At 52.3% G+C, this 19,973-nt stretch carries 23 protein-coding genes and 1 other annotated feature; of the genes, 7 read left to right on the top strand and 16 right to left on the bottom strand.

The annotated features are described in order from the left end of the window. Positions 1–89 precede the first annotated feature (89 nt). The 15 genes from ACIP6T_RS04370 to ACIP6T_RS04300 all read right to left on the bottom strand — a co-directional run bounded on the left by ACIP6T_RS04370 (position 90) and on the right by ACIP6T_RS04300 (position 12,883). Positions 90–833: an EAL domain-containing protein gene (locus tag ACIP6T_RS04370; protein ID WP_097094115.1), complete on the bottom strand. Its 744-nt coding sequence runs from the start codon at positions 831–833 to the stop codon at positions 90–92. A 313-nt stretch (positions 834–1,146) separates the two neighbouring features. Further along, a complete protein-coding gene (locus ACIP6T_RS04365) occupies positions 1,147–1,605 on the bottom strand; it encodes an NlpC/P60 family protein (RefSeq protein ID WP_097094116.1) in 459 nt (152 codons plus the stop codon). 69 nt (positions 1,606–1,674) lie between these two features. Beyond that, positions 1,675–2,421: a vitamin B12 ABC transporter ATP-binding protein BtuD gene (btuD, locus tag ACIP6T_RS04360; RefSeq protein ID WP_400455551.1), complete on the bottom strand. Its 747-nt coding sequence runs from the start codon at positions 2,419–2,421 to the stop codon at positions 1,675–1,677. Further along, positions 2,422–2,967 carry a glutathione peroxidase gene (locus ACIP6T_RS04355; RefSeq protein WP_400455548.1) on the bottom strand — a complete coding sequence of 182 codons (546 nt, stop codon included), beginning with the start codon at positions 2,965–2,967 and terminating at the stop codon, positions 2,422–2,424. A 39-nt stretch (positions 2,968–3,006) separates the two neighbouring features. Continuing rightward, positions 3,007–3,990, bottom strand: a complete 984-nt coding sequence (gene btuC, locus ACIP6T_RS04350; RefSeq protein ID WP_400455545.1) for a vitamin B12 ABC transporter permease BtuC — start codon at positions 3,988–3,990, stop codon at positions 3,007–3,009. Between the two features lie 90 nt (positions 3,991–4,080). Continuing rightward, positions 4,081–4,446: a DUF2502 domain-containing protein gene (locus ACIP6T_RS04345; RefSeq protein ID WP_400455542.1), complete on the bottom strand. Its 366-nt coding sequence runs from the start codon at positions 4,444–4,446 to the stop codon at positions 4,081–4,083. Positions 4,447–4,636: 190 nt separating this feature from the next. Then, entirely contained in the window at positions 4,637–4,939 is a 303-nt protein-coding gene (ihfA, locus tag ACIP6T_RS04340; protein WP_007892687.1) for an integration host factor subunit alpha, read from the bottom strand. 4 nt (positions 4,940–4,943) lie between these two features. Further along, positions 4,944–7,331 carry a phenylalanine--tRNA ligase subunit beta gene (gene pheT / locus ACIP6T_RS04335; RefSeq protein ID WP_400455541.1) on the bottom strand — a complete coding sequence of 796 codons (2,388 nt, stop codon included), beginning with the start codon at positions 7,329–7,331 and terminating at the stop codon, positions 4,944–4,946. Between the two features lie 14 nt (positions 7,332–7,345). Continuing rightward, positions 7,346–8,329, bottom strand: coding sequence for a phenylalanine--tRNA ligase subunit alpha (gene pheS, locus ACIP6T_RS04330; protein ID WP_007892680.1), 984 nt, complete (start codon positions 8,327–8,329; stop codon positions 7,346–7,348). Positions 8,330–8,400: 71 nt separating this feature from the next. Next, positions 8,401–8,527, bottom strand: a sequence feature (Phe leader region). Then, positions 8,478–8,522, bottom strand: a complete 45-nt coding sequence (gene pheM / locus ACIP6T_RS04325; RefSeq protein WP_121626058.1) for a pheST operon leader peptide PheM — start codon at positions 8,520–8,522, stop codon at positions 8,478–8,480. Its footprint overlaps the feature before it by 45 nt. Before the next feature lie 115 nt (positions 8,528–8,642). Continuing rightward, positions 8,643–8,999, bottom strand: a complete 357-nt coding sequence (gene rplT, locus ACIP6T_RS04320; protein WP_007892678.1) for a 50S ribosomal protein L20 — start codon at positions 8,997–8,999, stop codon at positions 8,643–8,645. A gap of 94 nt (positions 9,000–9,093) precedes the next feature. Continuing rightward, complete coding sequence (rpmI, locus tag ACIP6T_RS04315) at positions 9,094–9,291, bottom strand: 50S ribosomal protein L35 (protein WP_004157374.1); 198 nt, start codon at positions 9,289–9,291, stop codon at positions 9,094–9,096. A 99-nt stretch (positions 9,292–9,390) separates the two neighbouring features. Then, complete coding sequence (infC, locus tag ACIP6T_RS04310; RefSeq protein WP_036621995.1) at positions 9,391–9,942, bottom strand: translation initiation factor IF-3; 552 nt, start codon at positions 9,940–9,942, stop codon at positions 9,391–9,393. Continuing rightward, the gene (thrS, locus tag ACIP6T_RS04305) at positions 9,938–11,875 is read right to left on the bottom strand and encodes a threonine--tRNA ligase (RefSeq protein WP_097094122.1); all 1,938 of its coding nucleotides are present in this window, start codon (positions 11,873–11,875) and stop codon (positions 9,938–9,940) included. Before thrS ends, infC begins: the two co-directional genes overlap by 5 nt. A gap of 246 nt (positions 11,876–12,121) precedes the next feature. Further along, on the bottom strand, positions 12,122–12,883 hold the full coding sequence (locus ACIP6T_RS04300; RefSeq protein WP_097094123.1) for a YdiY family protein: 762 nt from the start codon (positions 12,881–12,883) through the stop codon (positions 12,122–12,124). A gap of 332 nt (positions 12,884–13,215) precedes the next feature. Between ACIP6T_RS04300 and ghoS the strand changes: the two genes are divergently transcribed. Both ghoS and ACIP6T_RS04290 read left to right on the top strand, forming a co-directional pair. Continuing rightward, a complete protein-coding gene (gene ghoS, locus ACIP6T_RS04295) occupies positions 13,216–13,506 on the top strand; it encodes a type V toxin-antitoxin system endoribonuclease antitoxin GhoS (RefSeq protein WP_345826828.1) in 291 nt (96 codons plus the stop codon). 89 nt (positions 13,507–13,595) lie between these two features. Then, positions 13,596–14,489 carry a fructosamine kinase family protein gene (locus ACIP6T_RS04290; RefSeq protein ID WP_097094125.1) on the top strand — a complete coding sequence of 298 codons (894 nt, stop codon included), beginning with the start codon at positions 13,596–13,598 and terminating at the stop codon, positions 14,487–14,489. Between the two features lie 4 nt (positions 14,490–14,493). Here ACIP6T_RS04290 and ACIP6T_RS04285 read toward each other — a convergent pair whose 3' ends face one another. Further along, on the bottom strand, positions 14,494–15,030 hold the full coding sequence (locus ACIP6T_RS04285) for a YniB family protein (protein ID WP_345826829.1): 537 nt from the start codon (positions 15,028–15,030) through the stop codon (positions 14,494–14,496). A gap of 142 nt (positions 15,031–15,172) precedes the next feature. Here ACIP6T_RS04285 and hxpB point away from each other — a divergent pair, with 142 nt between their 5' ends. From hxpB to ACIP6T_RS04260, 5 genes are all read left to right on the top strand, one after another. After that, complete coding sequence (gene hxpB / locus ACIP6T_RS04280; RefSeq protein WP_345826830.1) at positions 15,173–15,841, top strand: hexitol phosphatase HxpB; 669 nt, start codon at positions 15,173–15,175, stop codon at positions 15,839–15,841. A 157-nt stretch (positions 15,842–15,998) separates the two neighbouring features. Further along, complete coding sequence (kduI, locus tag ACIP6T_RS04275; protein WP_345826831.1) at positions 15,999–16,835, top strand: 5-dehydro-4-deoxy-D-glucuronate isomerase; 837 nt, start codon at positions 15,999–16,001, stop codon at positions 16,833–16,835. 12 nt (positions 16,836–16,847) lie between these two features. Next, complete coding sequence (kduD, locus tag ACIP6T_RS04270) at positions 16,848–17,609, top strand: 2-dehydro-3-deoxy-D-gluconate 5-dehydrogenase KduD (protein WP_345826832.1); 762 nt, start codon at positions 16,848–16,850, stop codon at positions 17,607–17,609. 140 nt (positions 17,610–17,749) lie between these two features. Further along, a complete protein-coding gene (locus ACIP6T_RS04265) occupies positions 17,750–18,340 on the top strand; it encodes a metal-dependent hydrolase (RefSeq protein ID WP_097097547.1) in 591 nt (196 codons plus the stop codon). 153 nt (positions 18,341–18,493) lie between these two features. Next, complete coding sequence (locus ACIP6T_RS04260) at positions 18,494–19,885, top strand: L-cystine transporter (protein ID WP_097094130.1); 1,392 nt, start codon at positions 18,494–18,496, stop codon at positions 19,883–19,885. Positions 19,886–19,973 lie beyond the last annotated feature (88 nt).

Here is a 19,973-nt window from a genome sequence, read left to right as displayed (position 1 = left end):
GAAGGTGCACTTAGATAAGGCACCAGCATTGAGTTTTTAACATAAGGAAGAGTGTAACGCTGACGCTGCCAGGATGACAGGTGAAAGGATTACTGCTGAGAAGGCGTGTGTAAATTAAGATCGGAATAAATGAGATCGCTTAATCGGTCGGCTTTTACCACCGGAAACAGGCTACCCTGCAGATGTGCGCCGCGAAGCGTGGTCATTTTTTCCAGCATCAAATTATCATCAATGCCGCAAATAATAATTTGCTCGGCAAAATCCGAAAAGTTATCGATAACCGTCTGAATAAATGGCGTAAAGGATGCACGTTTAGCCAACTCTTGAATAAAGGTTTTATCCAGTTTTAGCACGCTAAACAGATTATCGTACACCGCGGTTGCCGGTGCTTTTCCTGCACCAAATTGAGAAAGCGATAAGCGGAATTCCCGCTGTAAAGCCGCGAGCAACGGTTGCTCTTTACCCAATGATAATTGTGGAAATGCTTCACTGATATCCAAAACAAGAAAAGAAATTTGTTTGAATTTCCTTAACAAAAACTCGCTGGATAAAAGCGTATTTGCCATCGAATCATCAATACGAACCAAAGCGATAATTTGATTAAGCTCAAAAAAGTCGCGGTACTTTTCCAGCAATGAAAGCTGGCTCTGGAGCAAACGCAATTGCTGAGCATCATCTAACTGTGGCAACAGCAGATCCTGAGGCAGCGTAATAGGCGCGCTATCATGAACAAATTGCGTAACCAGCTCCACCGCGGTCAGTTGGCCCGTCGGAGAGTATGCTGGATAAAACCAGGTTTCCGACTGATAGTCGGCAGATAAATGGACTTTCATTTTACAAGCCAGAGGCAGTGGCAATTAGCGCATCGTATATCAACGAAAACAGTCAGGCAATAGGACCAAACGTTAGAAGAGAAGACGTTTTTTGTACTATTACGCTGTTTTAAGCCGTAAATAACACTTAAGCCAAATAGCCGGGGTTAATGTCCATACCAATTAAATAAACTTAGCTTTATTTTTAGTATTAAATCGATGGCGGGTAAAGTGCCATTTTAAATGATAGTTAAATATCGGCACAATTCGGAATTAATTCAGGGTGAGATAACCTTTCTTTTTTCGCGCCTTTTAACGCACAAGTAAACCGCGTTTAGATGCGACGCGCCTGCCAAAATACTTTACGCCAGTAAACATTATCCAGCGAAGAGCGAATCACACCCTGGCTGGTAGAGGCGTGAATAAAGGTATTATCTGTATCATAAATACCCACATGCAAACCATTTTCACCGCTGCCGGTTTTAAAGAACACCAAATCGCCTGGCAGCAGTTCATCCTTGTCGATGCGCGTACCAATATCGGTCTGATCGATCGTTGAGCGCGGCAGCTGCATATCAAATTTATCGCGGAAAGTGAGATAGACAAAGCCAGAACAATCGACGCCACCGCGACTAAGACCGCCATAACGATACGGCGTTCCCCGCCAGCGGCTCAGCTGATCGTTAAGTTGGGCAATGACGGTGATGGAGTCAGACAGGCGACCATTGGGTGGCGGCGCGTGATGGCTACAGCCCGCCAACAACAGTGCCAGAATAAAAATCAGTAGCCGCATCAGTGTTTTCCTTCATCCCTCGCTCGGCAAACACTTTAGCGGCAAAGCGCCTCAGCGTGCAATAAGGTCTCAGGGAATAAACAGCAGCGGCCCTTGTGGGGTATCGATTTGCTCAAACGTGGTTTGGTAGAGCGGCGCTAATTGGGCTGCGGTTAACACCTCTTTGCCGCTTCCCTGGCGCACGACTTTGCCTTGGTGCATTAACCACACACGATCGGCATGGCGCAAGCTGTGATTGAGATCGTGCCCGCTGGCAACAATCGCCAGACCGCTGTGACAAAGTTCTGCCAGCAACCTGTCAACAGCCCGCTGCTGTGCCACGTCCAGTGCACTCATCGGCTCATCCAGCAGCAATACTTTCCCGCGTGGATTGAGCTGCGGATGAATTTGCATAACCACCGCCGCCAGGCGTACGCGCTGCCACTCTCCGCCGGAAAGCTGCGTTAGGCTGCGCAATAATTTGTCTTGCAGGCCGAGCTGGTCTAACACGTCGTGCAAAATAGCGTCCGCTTGTACCGCCTCCGTGGCAGCGTGCATGCGCAAATAGTGCCATACCGGCATTTGTCCCGGCGCTATCTGCTGCTGCGGCAACCAGCCACGCAGCTGCGCCAGTGCAGCACCGTTCATGGCGGACAGCGGCTTGCCATCCAGCAGAATCGTACCCTGGCTTGATAGCAGGCCAGAAAGCACAGTCAGCAAAGTGCTTTTCCCTGCGCCGTTCGGCCCGACCAGGTGCACCAGCTGACCGGCATTGACGTTCAGGTCAACGGGAGCCAACCGTCCTGGGACGCTGACTCCCTGACACTGCAATACCATTTACCCGGCCAGCGCCTGCTCAATGCTTTTCAGGATAATAGGATCGTCTGGCGTCATATCCGGCGAGAAGCGCGCAATCACTTTGCCCTGCTTATTGATGAGGAATTTCTCGAAATTCCACAGGATGTCGCCCGGCGCTTTCGGCGCGCGGCCTTTGCTCTCCATCCGCTCAAGGAAACCGCTGCCTTCCGGGCGTTGCGCCACCGGTTGCGCCGCAGTCAATTGGGCATATAAAGGATGACGATGCTCGCCGTTAACGTCGGTTTTATCGAACATCGGGAAGGTCACACCATATGTGGTGCTGCAGAAGGTTTTAATCTCTTCATTGCTGCCCGGCTCTTGCTCGAGGAATTGATTACACGGAAAGCCCAGTACGCTGAAGTTCTTATCCTGCCAGGCCTTCTGCAGCGATTCTAGCTGCTCATACTGCGTCGTCAGACCACATTTTGACGCCACGTTTACGACCAGCAGTACTTTGCCTTCAAACTCTGCCAGAGAGGTTTTCTCACCATCCAGCGTAACCAGTGCAGTTTGATAAATGCTCATAGTCGATTCCTGTTGTTGATAACAAGTTGCCAGCCAAAGCTAGCGCGAAGACTTCACTAATAACACAATAAACAAGGGTGCGCCGAGTGTGGCGGTGACGACACCAATTGGCAGTTCAGCGGAGGTGAGCACCAGCCGCGCAATGATATCCGCGCCAAGTAGCACACCCGCACCGGCCAACGCCGCGGCGGGCAGCAGATAACGATGATCGCTAAACCCACTCAGCCGCAATAAATGCGGGATCACCAGGCCAACAAAACCAATCGCACCGGCCATCGCCACACTCACGCCGACTAGCCATCCCATCGCCAGTACCAGAAGATTGCGCCACAGCAGCAGAGGTAATCCCAACTGACGCGCCGAGGTTTCGCCCAGCGCCAGTAAATTCAGCGTTCGTGCGGTAGTTAGCAGCAATAGCGTTACCGGCAGCAGCGCCAGCATCATCCCGCCATAGCGCCAGTCAATGCCGCTGAAGCCGCCCATCATCCAGTACATCAGCTGGCGCAGATCGAGACTGGTGCTAAAGTACACCGCCCACGTCATGATGGCGCTACAGATAATGCCCAGCGCCACGCCGGTTAGCAGCAAACGGCTCACTGACAGCTGTTTATGGGCAAAATGCAGCAGGATCAACGTGATCAGTAAGGCTCCCGCCATCGCCGCCAGGGCTAAGCTCCAGAGCGAACCGTTGCCGAGCATCACGCCTAATACCAATCCAATGCCTGCACCGTTGGAGACGCCAAGTAAACCCGGTTCAGCCAGTGGATTATTAAACAGCGCCTGCATCACTACCCCGCACACCGCCAGCGCCGCGCCCACCAGCAGCACCGCCATCGTGCGCGGCATACGCAGTTGCCAGACGAACAGCTCGCCACGGGTCGAAAACCATTGGCCAGGAGAAATCCAGCTATCACCGGCACACAGGCTAAGTCCGATGAGCAGCATTAACAGCACGCTAAGTGCGATGAGCCAGCGCTGACTGCGGCGATTTGCCTGACGGGCAAGCTGATCCAGCAGAGTCATAGGTAAGATTGGCTGAGAAAACAGAGATTTGATTGTAGTGGGATTGCAGCAAAAAGAAAGCGGCGCTGTGCAGGCGCCGCTGGAAGTGCATTACTGATGCGGGGGAATTGGCTGACCGTGATTATCATGCTGCTGATGATCATCGTGCTGATCGTGGCGCTGCTGCGGATGCGGCTGACGCGGATTCTCCTTGTGCGGCCCATTGCCCGGATGCTGCGCCTGCCAACCGTTACCATTCCAGTAGCCGTGCGGACCCTTGGTGCCAATGCGCTGATTGTGATGCTGCTTCCACCACGTTGGCGCACGCCAGTCATAGCCATCCCAATAGTAGCCGCGCTTATCCTGATCGCCGATATGAATCGAAACGCCCGGCGAATTGATATTAACGGACACGTTGGCGCTTGCCAGCAGCGGCATCCCTAATAGGATGCTTAATAAAAGTGCTGTCTTTTTCATCAGCGAAACCTCTTGTAATGTGATGGCGCTGTTATAACAAATAGCTTGCAGCGGTCACTATCAGCGGGTCCCGATTTTCGTCATATTTTCTGCATACTTACGAAATCCTTACATCATGTATAAATCATGCAGAACGGCCAATTTTCAGGCAAAAAAAAGGCCGCTAAGCGGCCTTTTTGTCGTACTGAAATTAGTCAGCATCCTTGGGTGTCGCGTTCTCGACGCGGCTTTTCAACTTCTGTCCCGGACGGAATGTCACCACTCGGCGCGCGGTGATAGGAATATCTTCCCCCGTCTTCGGGTTACGGCCCGGACGCTGGTTTTTGTCACGCAGATCAAAGTTACCAAATCCGGACAGCTTTACCTGTTCTCCGTTTTCCAACGCGCGGCGAACCTCTTCAAAAAAAAGTTCCACCAACTCTTTGGCATCGCGTTTGCTCAACCCGAGTTTTTCAAACAGGTACTCTGACATTTCAGCTTTTGTAAGCGCCATAGGTTCAATCCCTCAAGGTTGCCTGGAATCGCTCTTTTAATGCCGCAACGCATTTGGCAACGGTCGCGGCAATCTCCTCTTCTTCGAGTGTCCGGCTGGTATCCTGCAAAATTAGGCTAATCGCCAGGCTCTTTTCGCCTTCGTTTACGCCCTTACCACGGTACACGTCAAACAAGTTTACGCCAACTACCTGATTTACGCCAACTTTCTTACACTCCGCAATGATATCTGCTGCAGGCACGTTTTCAGCCACCACAACGGCGATATCACGACGGTTTGCCGGGAAGCGGGAAATCTCGCGCGCATCAGGCAGGACGCGGTCTGCGACCTTATTCCAAAGCAGTTCAAACACTAAGGTGCGACCGTTAAGATCCAGCTTACGTTCCAGCTCTGGATGAACCACCCCGATAAATCCGATTCGTTCGCCGCGTAAATAAATTGCGGCACTTTGTCCTGGATGCAGCGCCGGATTGGCTTCCGCACGGAAGGAAATCTCATCAAGTTTACCGGTCAAATCCAGCAGCGACTCTAAATCGCCTTTCAAATCATAGAAGTCAACCGTCTGACGCGCCAGATCCCAATGCTCTTCGTAGCGATTACCGCTTAAAACACCGGCCAGCATAAGATCCTGGCGAATGCCCAGATCGGCCTGTGTATCAGGAACAAAGCGCAAGCCGCTCTCAAACAGGCGTACACGCCCCTGCTGACGGTTTTGGTTGTACACCACCGCACTTAGTAAGCCGGTCCACAGCGACAGACGCATCGCCGACATATCACTGGAGATGGGGCTTGGCAGAATCAGCGCTTCTTCGCCCGGATGCAGCAACTGCTGTACCTTCGGATCAACGAAGCTGTAGGTAATTGCTTCCTGATAGCCTTTATCGACCAACAGATTTTTCGCACGCTTCAACGACAAATCAGCTTCACGATGCTGAGTCATGATCAGGCTGGCTTTAACCGGCACATCGGGAATGTTGTTGTAGCCGTAAATACGCGCGACTTCTTCCACTAAATCCTCTTCGATGGCCATATCGAAACGCCAGCTTGGCGCAACGGCTTGCCATTCACCCTTGCCGATCGTCACTTCGCAGCCGAGACGCGTCAGGATATCCGTCACCTGCTCGTCGGCAATGACGTGACCAATTAAGCGATCTAACTTTTCACGACGCAGCGTAATGGTGGCGCGCGGCGGCAGTGCACTCGCGTCAGTTTGATCGATCACCGGGCCCGCCTCGCCACCACAGATATCCAGCAGCAGCTGCGTGGCGCGTTCAATCGCCTTGTGCTGTAGCGCCGGATCGACGCCACGTTCGTAGCGATGCGAGGCATCGGTATGCAGGCCCTGACGACGCGCGCGGCCGGTAATTGCCAGCGGATCAAAATAGGCACATTCGAACAGGACGTTTTGCGTCTCTTCGTTGACGCCAGAATGCTCGCCACCAAAGATGCCACCCATCGCCAGCGCTTTGTGGTGATCGGCAATCACCAGCGTATCGCTGCTCAGTTTGGCTTCGGTGCCATCCAGCAACGTCAGCACTTCGCCCTCTTTCGCCATGCGCACCACGATGCCGCCTTCGATGCGATCGAGGTCAAACGCATGCATCGGTTGGCCCAGTTCCAGCAGCACATAGTTAGTGATATCGACGACAGGATCGATTGAGCGAATGCCGCAGCGACGCAGCTTCTCACGCATCCACAACGGCGTGGCGGCTTTTACATTCACCCCTTTCACCACGCGGCCAAGGTAGCGTGGGCACGCGGCGGTCGCATCGACGCGAATCGGGAACGTATCGGCGATGGTCGCGTTAACCGGCTCAATGGCCGGTGCAGTCAACGGTAATCCGTTCAGTACCGCGACGTCACGCGCAATACCGATGATGCCGAGGCAATCGGCGCGGTTTGGCGTCACGCTAATTTCGATGGTGTTGTCATCCAACTGCAGATAGCTACGGATGTCGGCACCAACCGGTGCCTCGGCAGGCAGCTCAATGATGCCGCTGTGATCGTCGGAAATACCCAGTTCCGAGAACGAGCACAACATGCCTTCAGAGGGTTCACCGCGCAGTTTTGCCGCTTTGATTTTGAAATCACCCGGCAGTACCGCGCCAACGGTGGCAACCGCGACTTTCAGACCCTGACGGCAATTTGGTGCGCCACAGACGATATCCAGCAGGCGATCGCCACCGACGTTGATTTTGGTAACGCGCAGTTTGTCAGCATTAGGATGTTGGCCGCACTCAACCACTTCACCCACGACAACACCGTGGAACGCACCGGCAACCGGCTCCACGCCGTCGACTTCAAGTCCGGCCATGGTGATTTGCTCAGACAGCGCAGCGCTATCCAGGGCTGGATTTACCCATTCGCGTAACCAGAGTTCACTGAATTTCATTGGATAACCTGCCCTTATTTAAATTGTTTGAGGAAACGTAAATCATTTTCGAAGAAGGCGCGCAGATCGGTCACACCGTAGCGCAGCATGGTGAGACGCTCCATGCCCATGCCAAAGGCAAAGCCGGAATACACTTCCGGATCGATGCCCACGTTGCGCAAAACATTGGGATGTACCATCCCACAGCCCAGCACTTCCAGCCACTTGCCGTTTTTACCCATCACGTCCACTTCAGCAGAGGGTTCGGTAAACGGGAAGTAAGAAGGACGGAAGCGGATTTGCAGATTCTCTTCGAAGAAGTTGTTCAGGAAATCATGCAGCGTGCCTTTCAGGTTGGTGAAGCTGATGTCTTTATCGACGATCAGACCTTCCATCTGATGGAACATCGGCGTGTGCGTCTGATCGTAGTCGTTACGATAAACGCGTCCTGGCGCGATGATGCGGATTGGCGGCTGCTGATTTTTCATGGTACGAATCTGCACGCCTGAGGTTTGGGTACGCAGCAGGCGCGTGGCATCAAACCAGAAGGTGTCATGATCGGCACGTGCCGGGTGATGGCCCGGAATGTTTAATGCATCGAAGTTGTGATAATCGTCTTCGATTTCAGGCCCGGTTACCACCGCAAAACCCAATTCGCCAAAGAAGTTTTCGATACGATCGATGGTACGCGTCACCGGATGCAAGCCGCCATTCTCAACGCGGCGACCCGGCAATGACACATCGATAGTTTCGGCAGCCAGACGCGCGTTGAGCTCGGCGCTTTCCAGCGTCTCTTTACGGGCAGTGAGACGGTCTTGCACCTGCTGCTTGGCGTCGTTGATAACCGCACCTGCGGCCGGGCGCTCTTCTGCCGGCAATTCACGCAGGGTGGTCATTTGCAGCGTCAGGTGCCCTTTCTTACCCAGAAATTCGACGCGCACGGCGTCCAGAGCAGCGATATCCGCCGCCTCGTCGATGGCGGCCGTGGCACGGGCCACCAGGTCTGCGAGTTGGGACATGATTTCCTCTTCTTCCAGCCGGGCTGGTCAGTTCTCGTTGGGATCGTGTGATCCGATTAAGTGTCGCCAGAAACAAAAAAGCCTCCACGAGGGAGGCTTTCAGCGCGATTTTTCGTTTCTTTTCTTAATGCGCAAAAGCCCCTGATGTTCAGGCGCTAAAGTAAAAAAAGAAACGGAAAATTGCAGCATGCATGCTTGCGTTACCTGGTAATGATAGAAAACGCACTATTGAAATGCGCAGCGGCCAAAATGTCAATCTTTTGCGTGAGTTGCAGGCAATAAAAAAGGGAGCAAGCTCCCTTTTTCAACTGACTTACGCCAGAGCTGATTTTGCTTTTTCAACAAGTGCAGTAAATGTCACTTTGTCGAATACAGCGATGTCAGCCAGAATCTTACGGTCGATTTCAATCGAGGCTTTTTTCAGGCCATTGATGAAACGGCTGTAAGAGATACCGTTCTGACGAGCCGCAGCGTTGATACGTGCGATCCACAGTTGACGGAACTGACGCTTACGTTGACGACGGTCACGGTAAGCATACTGACCAGCTTTGATAACAGCCTGGAAAGCAACGCGGTATACACGTGAACGTGCACCGTAGTAGCCTTTAGCTTGTTTTAAGATTTTCTTGTGACGTGCGCGAGCAATTACACCACGTTTAACGCGAGCCATGTGAGCTCTCCTATATCATATTCTGTGACGCCTTATACCCTGCAAGCCAATGGCCGTTACGCAACGTTTTCAGGCAAATTTATAAAAAGTTTACTTATGCGTACGGCAGGCAGGCAATAACCAGACCCAGATCGCCTTTAGACACCATGCCTTTCGGACGCAGGTGACGTTTACGCTTAGTAGACTTTTTAGTCAGAATATGACGCAGGTTTGCGTGCTTACGCTTGAAGCCACCAGAAGCGGTCTTCTTGAAGCGCTTAGCGGCGCCACGTACAGTTTTAATCTTTGGCATTTTTACAAATATCCACTTCGCATTGTTAATAAAATGAATCAGATAGGCGAATAAAAATCCGCACAACGCAAGCGCTGCGCGGTTTTATTACTTGAAGGCCTACTGCTTCTTCTTAGGAGCGAGCACCATGATCATCTGACGACCTTCGATCTTCGAAGGGAAGGATTCGACAATCGCCAAATCCATGTCTTCACACAGGTCTTTACGGACGCGGTTAAGCACTTCCATACCGATCTGCTGGTGCGCCATCTCACGACCGCGGAAACGCAGCGTGATTTTGGCTTTATCGCCCTCTTCCAGAAAGCGAATCAGGTTGCGTAGTTTGACCTGATAGTCGCCATCATCGGTACCAGGACGGAATTTGATTTCCTTAACCTGGATAACTTTCTGCTTCTTCTTCTGTTCCTTAGAAGACTTGCTCTTTTCATAAAGGAACTTGCCGTAATCCATAATACGGCAAACCGGCGGTTCGGCGTTCGGGCTGATTTCAACTAAATCTACGCCAGCTTCTTCAGCTTTCTCAATGGCTTCACGCAAGGTGACAATGCCAAGTTGCTCACCGTCTACGCCAGTTAAGCGCACTTCGGTGGCTCGGATTTCGCCGTTGATACGGTTCGGACGTGTTGGTTGTACTCGTTTTCCGCCTTTAATAACCTGTTTCCTCTAATTGGTGAAGATGTCGGCTGCGAATCTCTTGTTGCAGCTTCTCAACAAACACATCTACGTCCATGCTCCCAAGGTCTTTACCACGGCGGGTGCGCACGGCAACTTTGCCTGCTTCCACCTCTTTGTCACCGCAAACCAGCATATAAGGGACGCGACGTAATGTGTGCTCGCGGATTTTAAAGCCTATCTTCTCGTTTCTCAAGTCTGCTTTGACACGAATGCCCGCATTCTGCAATTTCTTTGTCAATTCGCTGACATATTCTGACTGACTATCGGTGATATTCATCACCACAGCCTGCACCGGCGCCAACCAGCTCGGGAAGAATCCTGCGAATTCTTCGGTCAGGATGCCAATAAAGCGCTCCATCGAACCGAGAATTGCACGGTGAATCATTACCGGTGTCTGGCGATCGTTGTTTTCGCCTACATAAGTAGCGTCCAGACGCTTAGGCAGGGAGAAGTCTAGCTGAACGGTGCCACACTGCCAGGCGCGATCGAGGCAATCGTACAGGGTAAACTCAATTTTCGGGCCATAAAATGCACCTTCTCCCGGCTGATATTCGAATGGAATCTCATTCTCTTTCAGGGCTTCTGCTAAATCTACTTCCGCACGGTCCCACATTTCGTCGGTTCCGATACGTTTTTCCGGACGGGTCGACAGTTTCACCACGATTTTTTCAAAACCGAAGGTGCTGTACATGTCGTATACCATACGGATACAGCTGTTCACCTCATCACGTACCTGATCTTCGGTACAGAAGACATGAGCATCATCCTGAGTAAAGCCACGCACGCGCATCAGGCCATGCAACGCACCTGAAGGTTCGTTACGATGACAGCTACCAAATTCCGCCATACGCAGCGGCAGGTCACGATAGGATTTCAGACCTTGGTTAAAGATCTGCACGTGGCCTGGGCAGTTCATGGGCTTGATGCAATATTCACGGTTCTCGGATGAGGTGGTGAACATCGCTTCTTTGTAGTTTTCCCAGTGACCCGTTTTTTCCCACAGCACGCGGTCCATCATAAACGGACCTTTCACTTCCTGATAGTCGTACTCTTTCAGCTTGGTACGCACAAACACTTCCAGCTCGCGGAAGATGGTCCAGCCGTCATTGTGCCAGAACACCATGCCCGGCGCTTCTTCCTGCATGTGGTAGAGATCAAGCTGCTTACCGATTTTACGGTGGTCGCGTTTTGCCGCTTCTTCCAGGCGCTGCAAGTAAGCAGCCAGCTGCTTTTTATCCGCCCAGGCCGTACCGTAAACACGCTGCAGCATTTTGTTATCGCTGTTGCCGCGCCAGTAAGCCCCGGAGATTTTCTGCAGTTTGAAGTGATGGCAGAAACGCATGTTCGGCACGTGCGGACCGCGGCACATGTCGATATATTCTTCATGATGATACAGGCCAGGACGATCGTCATGGCTGATGTTCTCGTCAAGAATGGTGGTTTTGTAGCTTTCGCCACGCTCAGCAAACACATCACGTGCTTCCTGCCAGCTCACCTTCTTCTTAACCACATCGTAATTGCTTTCAGCCAGCTGGTGCATACGCTTTTCCAGCAGCTCAAGATCTTCCTGCGTTAAGGTGTGGTCCAGATCAACGTCATAATAGAAACCGTTATCAATCACCGGGCCGATAGCCATCTTGGTGTTTGGCCACAGCTGCTTAATCGCATGCCCTAACAGGTGCGCGCAAGAGTGACGAATGATTTCTAAACCGGCTTCGTCTTTAGCGGTAATAATCGCTACCTGAGCATCTTCGGTGATCGGATCAACCGCATCAACCAATTCGCCATTCACGCGACCGGCGATACAGGCTTTCGCCAAACCCGGCCCAATATCCAAAGCGATATCCATTACGCTGACGGGACGGTCAAAGCTGCGCTGGCTGCCATCAGGAAGAGTAATTACTGGCATTTCATATCCTTAATTGCAGTGGTAAGCCACACGAAAGCCTACATGCAACAATCAGTTTGGTAATAAGTAACCCGGCGTAATGTCAGACCCACGTTGTCGGAATGACGCCAGGAATGTAAAGCGGCGATGATAATAGCAGCTTTCGCTGCCGATCAAAACCCGTGCAGAGATTCGCTAAGCTAAAGAGAAATAAAAAAAACCGCCGCGAGGCACAGGCCTGGCAGCGGTGATTTATATCGGGCTCGCTTACATTGCGTATGAGAGCTGGATCGTCGTTTTGGTATCAGTACGATCCGGTGCAGATTCTGGCGGATTGTTATTCCAGGTCACGTTGTAACCCAGTTTCAACGCAAAGTGGTCATTAATCGCCACCTGCAGCGCAGTTTCTGAGTTCAGCGTGGTGTCTTCACCGAAGCTGCTCAGCACAGATACACCCTGAATAAATTTGGTGGTATCCGTCAGCTGCCATTGATAGCTCACCGCACCGTAACCCAGCGCTTTGGTTTCATGTCCGCCATCATGGAAGTCGTCGTAACGCACACCTGGACCGACTTCAGCACGCAGTGAGTGAACAGGACCGTTAAGGATCTGACGACCATAACCGGCAGTCAGTACATCGCGTGAGTCATAACCGTTGAAACGGTCACTCAACCAGCTTGCCTGGCCAAACAGGTAATCGGCGCTGTTGAGGTTATAACGACTACGGCCACCAATGTTGTAGGTCTCAGACGAACGCTCATCATTTGAAGAGTTGTTCGAAGCGTTGCCCCACAGACTCAATGCGGTATTGGTTTGGTACCATGTCATATTGGTAGCAGCACTCAGCGACGAGCTGGTGGTGTTACCGGTTTGAGCCAGATAACCCGCTGATAGATTGCCTTCAAACGGTTTTTTTGCCGTGGAAGGGTCATCCATAGAGGTGAAAACGGCGTTATCTGCAAATGCCTGGTGACAAAATGCTCCAGCAGAGAGCAATAAAACAGCGGACAGCTTGTTGAAGGCTTTCATTAAAAGTAACCCGTACGACAGTTTAAAAAACGAAGAGTTTGAAGCGTTTCTCCGGCCAAGCAATGCAATTTAGCGTAAGTTTTGTAAAAAAGCATGTACTCACAAAAAAAGCCTAAAAAGTCGCTGAAGCGCTTATTTAATGGGAATCTTCCCATTTTCGCTGCGCATTATAGGAGGCAATTAATTAAATAGCAGCCCAAAAGCCACAAGAATTTTCCGAACCTTATTGACGAAGATTTACCCTCCACTTAGCAGCGTTAAATCGCCTAAAATTCGCTCTATGTTGCCTGCTGGTCTACGCTGAAATCTGTTCGATAACAATGAGGTGAATAATGAGCGACCATGATGTCAAACGTTACATTGTCACGTTGAAGTATCAAGAAAATGGATTGGGTGACCTCCAGTCGGTTAACAGTGCAATGATCAATGCTGGATTTAGCACCACTCTCAGCGATGATGACGGCCATCCACACGAACTGGGAACCAATAGCTTCGGTTTCGTCAGTGCTTTAGAGGAACGTGAAGTGGCAGAGCAAGCGGCGGGCTATGCCGAAATTGCCTTGAAACATAAACCTGAGGTTAAAATCACGACGCTGGAAGCTTTTTTGAAAGAACAATCCTGACTCATTGCAAAAAACGGCATCGACGTCAGGTTTGCTGAAGTTTTGCGCGTTACAATCGAACTTACACAGCGAATAAAGAGGATTACCCGATGTGGTCAGCCATTAGTCGACTGTTAAGCGAGTACGCCGGCGATGCCGACATTACCGAACGTCAGGAACTGCCCGGCGGCGATGTCCATCCGGCATGGCGCATTCGTTATGGCGAGTTAGATGTGTTCGTTAAATGCAACACTCGCGATATGCTCACCCTATTTAGCTGGGAAGCGGACCAGCTTGATCTGTTAGCGCGCACGCAGACCGTACGGGTGCCAAAAGTGTATGGCGTCGGTAACGATCGCGACACCAGCTTCCTGCTGCTGGAGTACATCTCGCCCGAGCCGTTCAATCATCAAAGTGCTTTTCAGCTCGGCCAGCAATTAGCGCATCTGCATCAATGGAGCGAGCAACCGCAATTTGGCCTCGATTTCGACAACAACATCACGACCACACCACAACCTAATAGCTGGCTACGCCGCTGGTCGGTGTTTTTCGCTGAACAACGCATCGGCTGGCAGCTGCAGTTAGCAGCGGAAAAAGGCGTGCATTACGGCGATACCGAACTGATTGTTGATTGCGTACAGCGCGCGCTGGCCAACCATCACCCGCAGCCTTCTTTATTGCATGGCGATTTATGGCCAGCCAACTGTGCGGGCAGCGCGAACGGGCCCTGGCTCTTTGATCCGGCTTGTTATTGGGGCGATCGTGAATGCGACCTGGCGATGCTGAGCTACTACGCCGATCTTCCGCGTGAGATTTTTGATGGCTACCAGGCTGTGTGGCCGCTGGCGGACGGTTTCTCGCAGCGACAGCCCGTTTATCAGCTCTATTACCTGCTCAATCGCGCCAATGTCTTTGGCGGCAACTGGACCGGCGCAGCGCAATTGGCCGTCGGCCAGTTGTTAGATGAAGATGTATTGGGAGAACGTCAGGCCAGACCGGCCTGACGCTTTACAACATACCGAGCAGCTTCAGCACGAAGTATCCGGCGATAGCGATAATGACGGGCAAAATATAGAGCGGAAAAATCTGTAAGAAAATGGTGTGACGCGGTATGTGGATTTTATCTTCCAGCTGCACACGCGTTCGCCCTTCACTTCCTTTGGCCTGCTCCAGAATCAACTGATCCTCAATACCTTCTTTAATGTGGCGTGACTGACGCCACATGCGTGCGCCTGAAGCCTGTAACGCGATGCCAACAAAAATCAGAATGTAGATCAGCCAAAAGCCCACATTCGTGCCGCCGTGAAATTCCGGTATCGGCGAGTTCTGCCAAAACACGTTAAGAAACGGCGTATTGAATTTCACCATATCGACCATCACATGCACAAAATCGAGCATCACCGCATCAATGCCGGGCTGCTTTTCACTGTGCTTAAACATATAACCCAGTAGCGAAATAAGGGTGGACAGCAATGCAGGTATAAAAATCACCCAACCAGCCACGCGCTTAAGGATGGCGATGCGGCCAGCCTGTTGGTAAGTCATGGAGTCTCCCTGAACTGATCATCGTTTTGCCTAAGTCTACCTGCACTATCGCAATTTTTCCTGAAAAATGCGTAACCTGCCGTAAGTCGGCTTTTTTGAGCACTCGTGCTAAGGTAAGCAAAATGTCTTAGGGAGCAGTTTTATGTCATACCGTCGTCCTGTTTTGGCCGCCATCTTTGATATGGACGGATTGTTGATTGACTCTGAACCGTTATGGGATCGGGCTGAGTTGGATATTTTCGCCAGCCTCAATGTGAATATCACCCGCCGCCATGAATTACCGGATACGCTAGGTCTGCGCATCGATCAAACCGTGCGCATGTGGTTTGAAGCGCTGCCCTGGAGCGGTCCGGACCAGGAGGAAGTGACAAAGCGCATCATTGCGCGTGCGATCGCGCTGGTTGAAGAGACGCGTCCGCTGCAGCCGGGCGTGGAGCAGGCACTGCAACTGTGCCAGCAGCAAGGTTTGAAAATCGGTCTCGCCTCCGCTTCGCCCCTGCACATGCTGGAACGCGTGCTGGAGATGTTCGACCTGCGCAGCTACTTTGACGTGCTGGCTTCAGCCGAAGCGTTGCCCTACAGCAAACCGCACCCGCAGGTTTACCTGGATGCGGCAGCCAAACTGGGGATTGATCCCTTGAACTGCGTAACGCTGGAAGACTCGTTCAACGGCATGATCGCCACCAAAGCGGCACGCATGCGTTCGATTGTAGTACCTGCGCCCGAACATCGTGATGATGCGCGCTGGTCGCTGGCGAATGTTATTCTTGATGATTTAACCCAGCTCAAACCCGAGCATCTGCACGGTTAACCGTCGCCCGCTGAACGCGGGCTTTTTTATGCAATTTGATCAACTGCCCAAATAAATAAAACATCGTTTCATTTTTATTGAATTCGCATCCCATCCTGCCTAAGATGCCCAAAGACCCGCATCGGGACCACTTCCTTTGACTCTTGAGAGGCCTGAGATGGACGTTCGTCAAAGCATACACAGCGATCACGCCAAAACCCTCGACACCGCCGGTTTACGCCGCGAGTTTCTCATCGAGAAAATTTTCGACGCTGACAATTACACCCTCACCTACAGCCATATTGACCGCATCATCATCGGTGGCGTAATGCCGGTGCACACTGCAGTCACTATTGGCCATGAAGTCGGCAAGCAGTTAGGCGTCAGTTACTTCCTCGAACGCCGCGAGCTCGGCGTGATTAACATCGGCGGACCGGGCTTAATTGAAGTAGACGGCAAAACCTGGGAGATTGGCCAGCAGGAAGCACTGTATGTTGGGCAAGGTGCGCAGAGCGTGATTTTTCGCAGCAGCGATGCCCATCATCCCGCGAAGTTTTACTACAACAGCGCACCGGCGCACACGCGTTATCCTGACAAAAAAATCACCCTCAACGAAGCTGTTAAAGCCACGCTGGGCGATGCCGCCACCTCGAATCGTCGCACTATCAATAAATTCATCGTGCCGGATGTGTTGCCTACCTGCCAGCTGACCATGGGCTTAACCCGCCTCGATGACGGTAACTTGTGGAATACCATGCCGTGTCACACGCATGAGCGCCGCATGGAAGTCTATTTCTACTTTGATATGGCCGATGACAGCGCGGTATTCCACATGATGGGCCAGCCGCAAGAGACGCGTCATTTGCTGGTACACAATGAGCAGGCGGTGATTTCCCCCAGCTGGTCGATTCATGCTGGCGTCGGTACGCAGCGTTATACCTTTATCTGGGGGATGGTGGGTGAAAACCAGGTGTTTGATGACATGGACCACGTCAACATCAGCGCGCTGCGCTAACAAGGAGCAATCATGATACTCAATGCATTTAATCTGGAAGGCAAAGTGGCGCTGATTACCGGCTGCAATACCGGACTGGGCCAGGGCATGGCGCTCGGTTTAGCGCAGGCGGGTTGTGACATTATTGGCGTCAACCGCGCGGGGCCTGACGATACCCAAGCTAAAGTCGCGGCGCTAGGACGCCGCTTCTGGTCGATACAAGCCGATCTCACACAATCTTCCGTGGTTCCACACGTTGTTGAACAGGCGGTAGCCCACGCCGGTCGTATTGATATTCTGGTCAACAACGCTGGCATTATTCGCCGCGAAGATGCGCTTAATTTCAGCGAAAAAGATTGGGATGATGTGATGAACATTAACAGTAAGAGTCTGTTCTTCCTGTCGCAGCGGGTGGCGCGTCAGTTTATCGCGCAAGGCCATGGCGGCAAGATCATCAATATTGCCTCAATGCTCTCGTTCCAGGGCGGCATTCGCGTGCCCTCCTATACCGCCTCGAAAAGCGCGGTGATGGGCTTAACACGCCTGATGGCAAATGAATGGGCAAAACACGGTATCAACGTCAACGCCATTGCGCCGGGTTATATGGCGACCAATAATACTGAGCAGTTGCGCAGTGATGAAGCGCGCAATGAGGAGATTTTAGGCCGTATTCCTGCCGGACGCTGGGGCATTCCTGACGACATGATGGGGCCGATTGTCTTCCTCGCCTCAAGCGCTGCAAACTACGTGCACGGTTACACGCTGGCTGTCGACGGCGGATGGTTAGCACGCTAAGCTAACCCCTTATTTTCCCGCGTCATTGTGGCGCGGGAAAGCAGAAATTATTAACGCTTCGTTACAGCGTCACCATTCTCATTTACTGGATAAATCCCTATACTGGATGCATCGACAGTTTTATGCAGCCAGGTTCCATCATGACGGCCGAAGGCCATATCATTTTTGCCATTGCCAGCGCCATTTTTGCCAAGCGTGCGGAACTGACGCCAGTCCTGGCCAGCGCCGACTGGTGGCATTTGGTGCCTGCTGCATTGCTAACCTGCCTGCTTCCCGATATCGATCACCCTAAATCCGTGTTAGGCCAGCGGCTAAGGTGGCTATCGCACCCCATTGCCCGCGCTTTTGGTCACCGCGGCTTTACTCACAGTTTACTGGCCGTGGCGGTGGGGTTGTGGCTATTCCAGATTAACGTGCCTGCCGACTGGTTTTTGCCCGCTGATGTGCTGCAAGGCATGACGCTTGGCTATCTCAGCCACATCGTGGCCGATATGCTCACCCCCGCAGGCGTGCCGCTGCTGTGGCCCTGCCGTTGGCGCTTCCGCTTACCAATTCTTAATAGTCAAAAAGGTAACCAACTTGAACGCGCGCTTTGTCTCGCGCTGGTCGGTTATGCCTTATGGTTCCCGCCCGGAATGCCCTCTTTTGGTGCCAATGGCTGGCCGGAACAACTGTTCAATACGCTACAAAATGGCGTCGGTCGCATGGTTAATGGTCGAAACGGTCAATAACCACACAAATACAGCGATAAAGTTATAAAACATTCTTTTTGGGTATAAGCCCGCCCAACGCTGAACTGATAACATTCTAAATATTCCCTAACGGGGACTTACTGTTATCCGCACCATCATAATCTGCTGGCGCGGCACACTCTGGAGTTGAGCATGGATTTTCCCCTAATCATTAATATTGTGGCGTTTATCGCGCTACTGATTCTGTTGAACCGCATTGGCAACCAAAGCTGGAGCCTGTCAAAGCGCGTGCTGACCGGTCTGGTATTAGGCGTGGCCTTCGGTCTGGCGCTGCAAACCATCTACGGCGAAAACAGCGCCACGGTAAAAGCGTCAATTGGTTGGTTCAATATCGTCGGTAATGGCTACGTTCAGCTGTTGCAGATGATTGTGATGCCGCTGGTTTTCGCTTCGATTCTGAGCGCCGTTGCGCGTCTGCATAATGCCTCATCGCTGGGTAAAATCAGCGTGCTAACCATTGGCGTGCTGCTGGTGACAACCGCGATTTCCGCGCTGGTCGGCGTACTGGTTACCGGCCTGTTCGGCCTAAGCGCTGAAGGTCTGGTACAGGGTGCGCAGGAAACCGCGCGTCTGAGTGCGATTCAAAGCAACTATGTTGGTAAAGTCGCTGACCTCAGCACGCCGCAGCTGCTGCTGTCGTTTATTCCGAAAAACCCGTTTGCCGATCTGGCCGGTGCCAACCCTACTTCCATCATTAGCGTGGTGATTTTCGCTGCCTTCCTCGGCGTGGCGGCGCTGCAACTACTGAAAGATGACAAGGTCAAAGGCGAGCGCGTGCTGGTGGCGATCGATACTCTGCAATCCTGGGTGATGAAGCTGGTACGTTTGATCATGAAGCTGACGCCGTACGGTGTGCTGGCGTTGATGACCAAAGTGGTGGCCGGCTCCAATCTGCAGGACATCATTAAGCTGGGTGGTTTTGTTGTTGCATCGTATCTCGGTCTGGCCATTATGTTTGCCGTGCACGCCCTGCTGCTGTCGGTCAACGGTATCAACCCAATGCGCTTCTTCCGTAAAGTGTGGCCGGTGATCACCTTCGCTTTCACCAGCCGCTCCAGCGCCGCGAGCATTCCGTTGAATGTGGAAACGCAGACGCGTCGCCTCGGCGTACCCGAATCCATTGCCAGCTTCTCTGCATCGTTTGGTGCCACCATTGGTCAAAACGGGTGTGCGGGCTTGTACCCGACGATGCTGGCGGTGATGGTTGCTCCTACGGTTGGCATCAATCCCTTCGATCCGATGTGGATTGCCACGCTGGTGGGTATCGTGACGCTGAGTTCCGCCGGTGTGGCGGGCGTCGGTGGCGGTGCAACGTTTGCCGCGCTGATCGTGTTGCCGGCGATGGGCCTACCGGTCACGCTGGTCGCGCTGCTGATCTCCATCGAGCCGCTGATTGATATGGGCCGTACCGCGCTCAACGTTAATGGTTCAATGACGGCCGGTTCACTCACCAGCCGCTGGCTCGGTTTGACCGACAAAAAAGTGTTGGAGAGCGACGAACACGCTGAACTGGCGCACCGCTAACGCATCGCATTAACATAACGGCAGGCCAATGGGCCTGCCGTTTTTTTATGTCCTTTTCTCCCCAATTCACCCCAATCATGGCGGCTGT

The sequence above is a fragment of the Pantoea sp. NPDC088449 genome (genome assembly GCF_044753225.1).
Classification (GTDB): domain Bacteria; phylum Pseudomonadota; class Gammaproteobacteria; order Enterobacterales; family Enterobacteriaceae; genus Pantoea; species Pantoea floridensis.
The sequence above is the reverse complement of the archived record's forward strand: the minus strand, read 5'-3'. Positions and strand labels throughout refer to the sequence as shown.